This window comes from Streptomyces sp. 15-116A, assembly GCF_025290915.1.
Classification (GTDB): Bacteria; Actinomycetota; Actinomycetes; order Streptomycetales; family Streptomycetaceae; genus Streptomyces.
The window spans coordinates 1-5,247 of the sequence record NZ_JAOCQE010000364.1 but is presented as its reverse complement, the minus strand read 5'-3'; the positions used below and the strand labels follow the sequence as shown (position 1 = coordinate 5,247).

Sequence of the window (5,247 nt, the reverse complement as noted above, 5' to 3'; positions counted from 1 at the left end):
GAACCGGTCGGCGCGGGCCGCTCGGGCGGGCGGACGCCCGCCTATCTGGCACCCGGCCCGCACACCACGCGCGCGGAGCGCACCCCGGTCACCCCGGCCGGCAGCCGCCGCCCGCATCCGGAGCGTCACCACCCGCGCGGCACGTCACCGGCGGGCCGCGCCTGACGGATCGACTCCCCTACGCGCACACGACGGCCCCGGTTCCCTCGAGGGAACCGGGGCCGTCGGCGTCCGTACCGGGCTTCTGCTGCCGCCTCTCAGCCCTTCCAGGCCCGCGCCACCACGCCGTCCTTCACCTCGAAGTTCAGCCGGCCCATGCGGTACTCCATCGTGATGATCGCGCCGGGCGGCAGCGCCCGTACCGTCGACCAGCCGCGCTCGCGCGCCAGGTCCTCGGCCCGGCCGGCGGCGAGGCCCACATAGGCGTCCGGGTTGTCGTCGGGTTCCGCGGAGGGTGTCGGAATGGGTGCCATGCGGCCACGCTATGCCCTGCCCGGTGGGCGGGGAAGCCCGGCCCCGGAAACGGCCCGGCGTCCCCCGGCGGTCACGCTTCTGTCACAGGATCACGACAGCCGACCGGTCCACGGGCCGTCACACGGACGAGCGATTCTTTACGCCTTCCGCAGCCATTCGAACGTAATTCCCGCGCGTCGCGCGAGAGCCTCGAACAGGCCCGGCAGAGAGTTCCCGGAGAAGCGGCCCCGGGCCCTCTTTCCTTATCTCCGCCGCGCACGACGACGGATGCCGAAGCCGCACGGAAAAACCCGGTTTCCGCCACCCGGCTCGTCCCGCCCTCTGTCGGAGCGCACACGGGGCGAGCATCATGGCGGCACCCGTGGGTACGTGTGGCGCGGGCTGTGGCGGGCCCGGTGCGCGAGAGCGAAGGGGCGAGCGAGCGATGGGGACGCAGACCGTAGGGGCGGCGGCACCGGCGCCCGCGCGCAGGCAGCGGCGCGGGCGGGTGGTGATCGACTGGCTGACCACCACCGACCACAAGAAGATCGGCCACCTCTACCTGATCACGTCGTTCGTGTTCTTCCTGATCGCCGGTGTGATGGCGCTGCTGATGCGGGCCGAGCTGGGCCGGCCCGGGCTGCAGCTGGTCACCAACGAGCAGTTCAACCAACTGTTCACCATGCACGGCACGATCATGCTGCTGCTGTTCGCGACGCCCAGCTTCGCCGGGTTCGCCAACGAGCTGATGCCGCTGCAGATCGGCGCGCCCGATGTGGCGTTCCCGCGGCTCAACATGTTCTCGTACTGGCTGTTCCTGTTCGGCGGGCTGATCGTGCTGGGCTCGCTGCTGGTGACCGGGGGCCCGGCCGCCTACGGCTGGTTCGCCTACGCGCCGCTCAACAGCCTGGAGTACTCGCCGGGCATCGGCGCCGACCTGTGGATCATGGGCCTGGCGCTGTCGGGGTTCGGCACGATCCTCGGCGCGGTCAACTTCATCACCACCATCGTCGGGATGCGCGCCCCCGGGATGACCATGTTCCGGATGCCGCTGTTCACCTGGAACACGCTGTTCACGTCGATCCTGATCCTGATGGCGTTCCCGGTGCTCGCGGCGGCGCTGCTGGTGCTGGAGTCGGACCGCCGGTTCGGCTCGCACGTCTTCGACGCGACCAACGGCGGGGCGATCCTGTGGCAGCACCTGTTCTGGTTCTTCGGGCATCCGGAGGTCTACATCATCGCGCTGCCGTTCTTCGGCATCGTCACGGAGATCATCCCGGTCTTCGCCCGTAAGCCGCTGTTCGGCTATCTGACGCTGGTCGGCGCCACCATGGCCATCACCGGTCTGTCGGTCGTGGTGTGGGCGCACCACATGTTCGCCACGGGCGCGGTGCTGCTGCCGTTCTTCTCCTTCATGAGCTTCCTGATCGCGGTGCCGACGGGGGTGAAGTTCTTCAACTGGAGCGGCACCATGATCAAGGGCTCGCTGTCCTTCGAGACGCCGATGCTGTGGGCGACGGGCTTCCTGGTGACGTTCCTGTTCGGCGGTCTGTCCGGGGTGATCCTGGCCTCCCCGCCGCTGGACTTCCACGTGACGGACTCGTACTTCGTCGTCGCGCACTTCCACTACGTCGTCTTCGGCACCGTCGTCTTCGCGATCTTCGCGGGTTTCTACTTCTGGTGGCCGAAGTTCACCGGGAAGCTGCTCGACGAACGGCTCGGCAAGATCCAGTTCTGGACGCTGTTCATCGGCTTCCACACCACGTTCCTGGTGCAGCACTGGCTGGGCGCCGAGGGCATGCCGCGCCGCTACCCGGACTATCTGGCGGCGGACGGTTTCACCGTGCTCAACACCATCTCGACGATCGGCGCGTTCCTCCTGGGCATGTCGACGCTGCCGTTCCTCTACAACGTCTGGAAGACCGCCAGGTACGGCGTGAAGGTCGAGGTCGACGACCCCTGGGGCTACGGGCGTTCCCTGGAATGGGCGACCTCGTGCCCGCCGCCGCGGCACAACTTCACGACGCTGCCCCGGATCCGCTCGGAGTCGCCGGCGTTCGATCTGCACCATCCGGAGTACGCGGCCGTGACGTCCCAGCCCGAGCCAAAGAGCGAGCAAGCCGGTCGCGAGCCGTCCTGACCGCGTCGATCAGCTCGGCGGGCTCCAGCACCTCGAACTCGAAGCCGAGCATCATCACGTGCAGGACCATCACGTCCAGGCCGGCGGCGCCGGTGCGCAGCACGCACGCGTGGGGGCCGTCCGCCTCGAGCGTCCCGGCGGTCGGCGAGATGTGCTCGGCGGCCTCCTCGACGGGCACCAGCAGCCGGATCACGGCGTGCGTGGCGTACACGCGCGTGGAGACGCCCTGGGAGACGTAGGCGGCCAGGTCCTCGGCCGGGGGGTCGCGTGGCACGAAGCGCGGGCCGTGCGGCGGCTTCGGCGTGATGCGGTCCACGCGGAAGGTGCGCCAGTCCTCGCGGTCGAGGTCCCAGGCGACCAGGTACCAGCGGCGCTCGGAGCACACCAGGCGGTGCGGTTCGACCGTGCGGCGGCTCGCCGCGCCGTCGTGGTTCCGGTACTCGAAGCGCAGCCGCTCGGCGTCCCGGCACAGGTGGGCGAGTTCGGTCAGCACGGCCGGGTCGACGGCGTCGGTGCCGGGGCCGCGCAGCATCGGCACGGTGAAGGCGTTCAGGGCGCTCACACGGCGGCGCAGCCGGTCCGGCAGCACCTGCTCCAGCTTGGCCAGGGCGCGTACTGAGGTCTCGCCGATGCCCTCGACGCTGCCTCGTGCGGCGGTGCGCAGGCCGACGGCGACGGCGACCGCCTCGTCGTCGTCGAGCAGCAGCGGCGGCAGCTGGGCGCCCGCGCCGAGCTGGTAGCCGCCGCCGGTGCCGGGGCTGGCGTTGACGGGGTAGCCCAGCTCGCGCAGCCGGTCCACGTCCCGGCGCAGGGTGCGGGCGCTGACGCCGAGCCGGTCGGCGAGGTCGGCGCCGGACCACTCGCGGTGGGCCTGGAGCAGGGACAGCAGGCGCAGCAGTCGTGCCGAGGTCTCCAACATGAAGGCGAGTCTGCCAGCCCTTGCGGACAGCTTCTGGCCTGAATTCTTCTCTCGATGCCTCAGGGCTCGTACGCCAGTTGCGGCACGGTGAAGCAGGTTCGCTCCATGTCGCCCTGGCTCACCCAGCCCTCGTCGTCCTGCCAGCGGGCCACCGACAGACAGGTCCGGCTGGTCCTCGGCGGCGCCTGTGACACCTTGAAGTCGACAGGGAGCAGCAGTCCGCCCGCGGTGTATCCGTCGCTGCGGTCGACGTAGGCGTCGACGCACGCGCGTGTGATGCCGCCGTCCCGCGCGCAGGCCGTCGCCGCGTCGGTGAACCAGCGGGCCGCGGCCCAGCCCTCCAGCTGCCACTGGGAGTGGGTCTCCAGGTGCTTCGTGCCCTCCCTGAACTCGCGCACCGCCGGATGGCCGGTGTCCTCGAAGTTGCGGCTGGAGCCGGTCGCCCACAGGGCGTTGCGGCAGCGCGGGGCGTCCTTGTAGTTCTCGGCGACGGTGGACGTCCAGTTCTGCACGTTGGTGACCTTGGCGGTGACGTCGGCGCCGACCTCGTCCATCGCCTGGCACAGACGGGCGTTGCCGTGGCCGTCGATGGCGTCGAACACCAGGTCGGCGCCCTGCTGCTTGAGGTCGGCGGCCACCGCGCGGAAGTTGGGCAGCGCGAAGTCGACCTGCTCGGTGACGACCTTGTAGCCCTCGGCCTTCAGACCCCGCTCGACGAGGCGGGCGTAGGCGGCGGAGGCTGACTGGTTGTACGAGACGACGGCGGCGGTGCGGGCGCCGTGCTCGCGCTTGAAGTACCGGTAGACCTCCGTGCCGCCGTACAGCTTGCCGTCCCAGCCGGGTGTGCCGTCCCTGGGGGCCGAGCTGCCATAGATGCTGTACAGGTGCGGGTAGGTGTCGTAGGCGGCGCCGATGGGCTGGCCGCCGATGTCCGGCACGCGCGCGCGGGAGACGCGGGAGGCGCCCGCGTAGTCCAGGGCGGTGGTGGCCACCAGGGCGACGACGTTCCGCTCGTCGACCAGCTTGTGCACGCACTCGTTGTTGCCGACGCCGCTGCCGCCGTCGTCGCACAGGTGCACCTCGACGCGCCGGCCATCGATGCCCCCTCGCTCGTTGAGCCGGTCGAAGTACGCCTTGGCGCCGTCGCGCGGGCCAGTGAACGCGCTGCCGCCGACCGGGCTGGTGGCGCTGGTGATGATGCCGACGTGCAGCGGCTCACCCGTGGCCCGGGTGGGCGCGGGCGAGCGGTCGTCGGTCTCGAAGTCGCTCTCGGGCAGCCGGCTGCCGCACGCCGCGGTCAGGGCGAGCAGGGCGGCGACGGCGAGAAGCGCGGCGGCCCGGAGAACCTCAGCAGCCCGGTACGGCCGTGGCCGTGCCATTGCCGCTCATCTGCACCAGTGCGCACAGGGTCTTGGCGGACACCTTCCAGGCGCCCTCCTGCTCGACGGCCGTCCCGGAGGCGTCGGGCAGGGCGGTGGCGCCCTTGAGGGTGAGGGAGTAGGCGACGTCCGCCTCGGTGGGCGAGGTGAACGTGACCTTCGTGACCTGCGCCTGCACCTGGCCCATGCGCTGGTCACCGCTGAACGCCTGGAGCACCGGGGCCATCCGGTCGCCGTTCTCCAGGAGGGTCGCCTTGTCCTCCAGGGAGGTCTCGGGGTCGAAGAACTTCTCCCAGTTCTGCCGGACCTCCTGCTCGGCCGCCGCGCGGTCCGCGGGCGCGCTGGCCGGAGCGCTC

The 5,247-nt window shown here is 70.9% G+C and carries 3 protein-coding genes and 2 pseudogenes; 1 reads left to right on the top strand and 4 read right to left on the bottom strand.

Going from position 1 to position 5,247, the window contains the following annotated elements:
- Positions 1 to 257 precede the first annotated feature (257 nt).
- Positions 258 to 473, bottom strand: coding sequence for an I78 family peptidase inhibitor (locus N4P33_RS32280; RefSeq protein WP_260830493.1), 216 nt, complete (start codon positions 471 to 473; stop codon positions 258 to 260).
- Between the two features lie 350 nt (positions 474 to 823).
- Between N4P33_RS32280 and ctaD the strand changes: the two are divergent.
- Positions 824 to 2,428, top strand: a pseudogene (gene ctaD / locus N4P33_RS32275) (cytochrome c oxidase subunit I); the annotation flags it as partial.
- Positions 2,429 to 2,471: 43 nt separating this feature from the next.
- Here ctaD and N4P33_RS32270 read toward each other — a convergent pair.
- From N4P33_RS32270 to N4P33_RS32260, 3 genes and pseudogenes are all read right to left on the bottom strand, one after another.
- Positions 2,472 to 3,512 carry a YafY family protein gene (locus N4P33_RS32270; RefSeq protein WP_313904623.1) on the bottom strand — a complete coding sequence of 347 codons (1,041 nt, stop codon included), beginning with the start codon at positions 3,510 to 3,512 and terminating at the stop codon, positions 2,472 to 2,474.
- Positions 3,513 to 3,571: 59 nt separating this feature from the next.
- Positions 3,572 to 4,891, bottom strand: a complete 1,320-nt coding sequence (locus N4P33_RS32265; protein WP_260830491.1) for an ABC transporter substrate-binding protein — start codon at positions 4,889 to 4,891, stop codon at positions 3,572 to 3,574.
- A pseudogene (locus tag N4P33_RS32260) lies at positions 4,860 to 5,247 on the bottom strand (hypothetical protein); the annotation flags it as partial. The gene N4P33_RS32265 and the pseudogene N4P33_RS32260, both read right to left, overlap by 32 nt.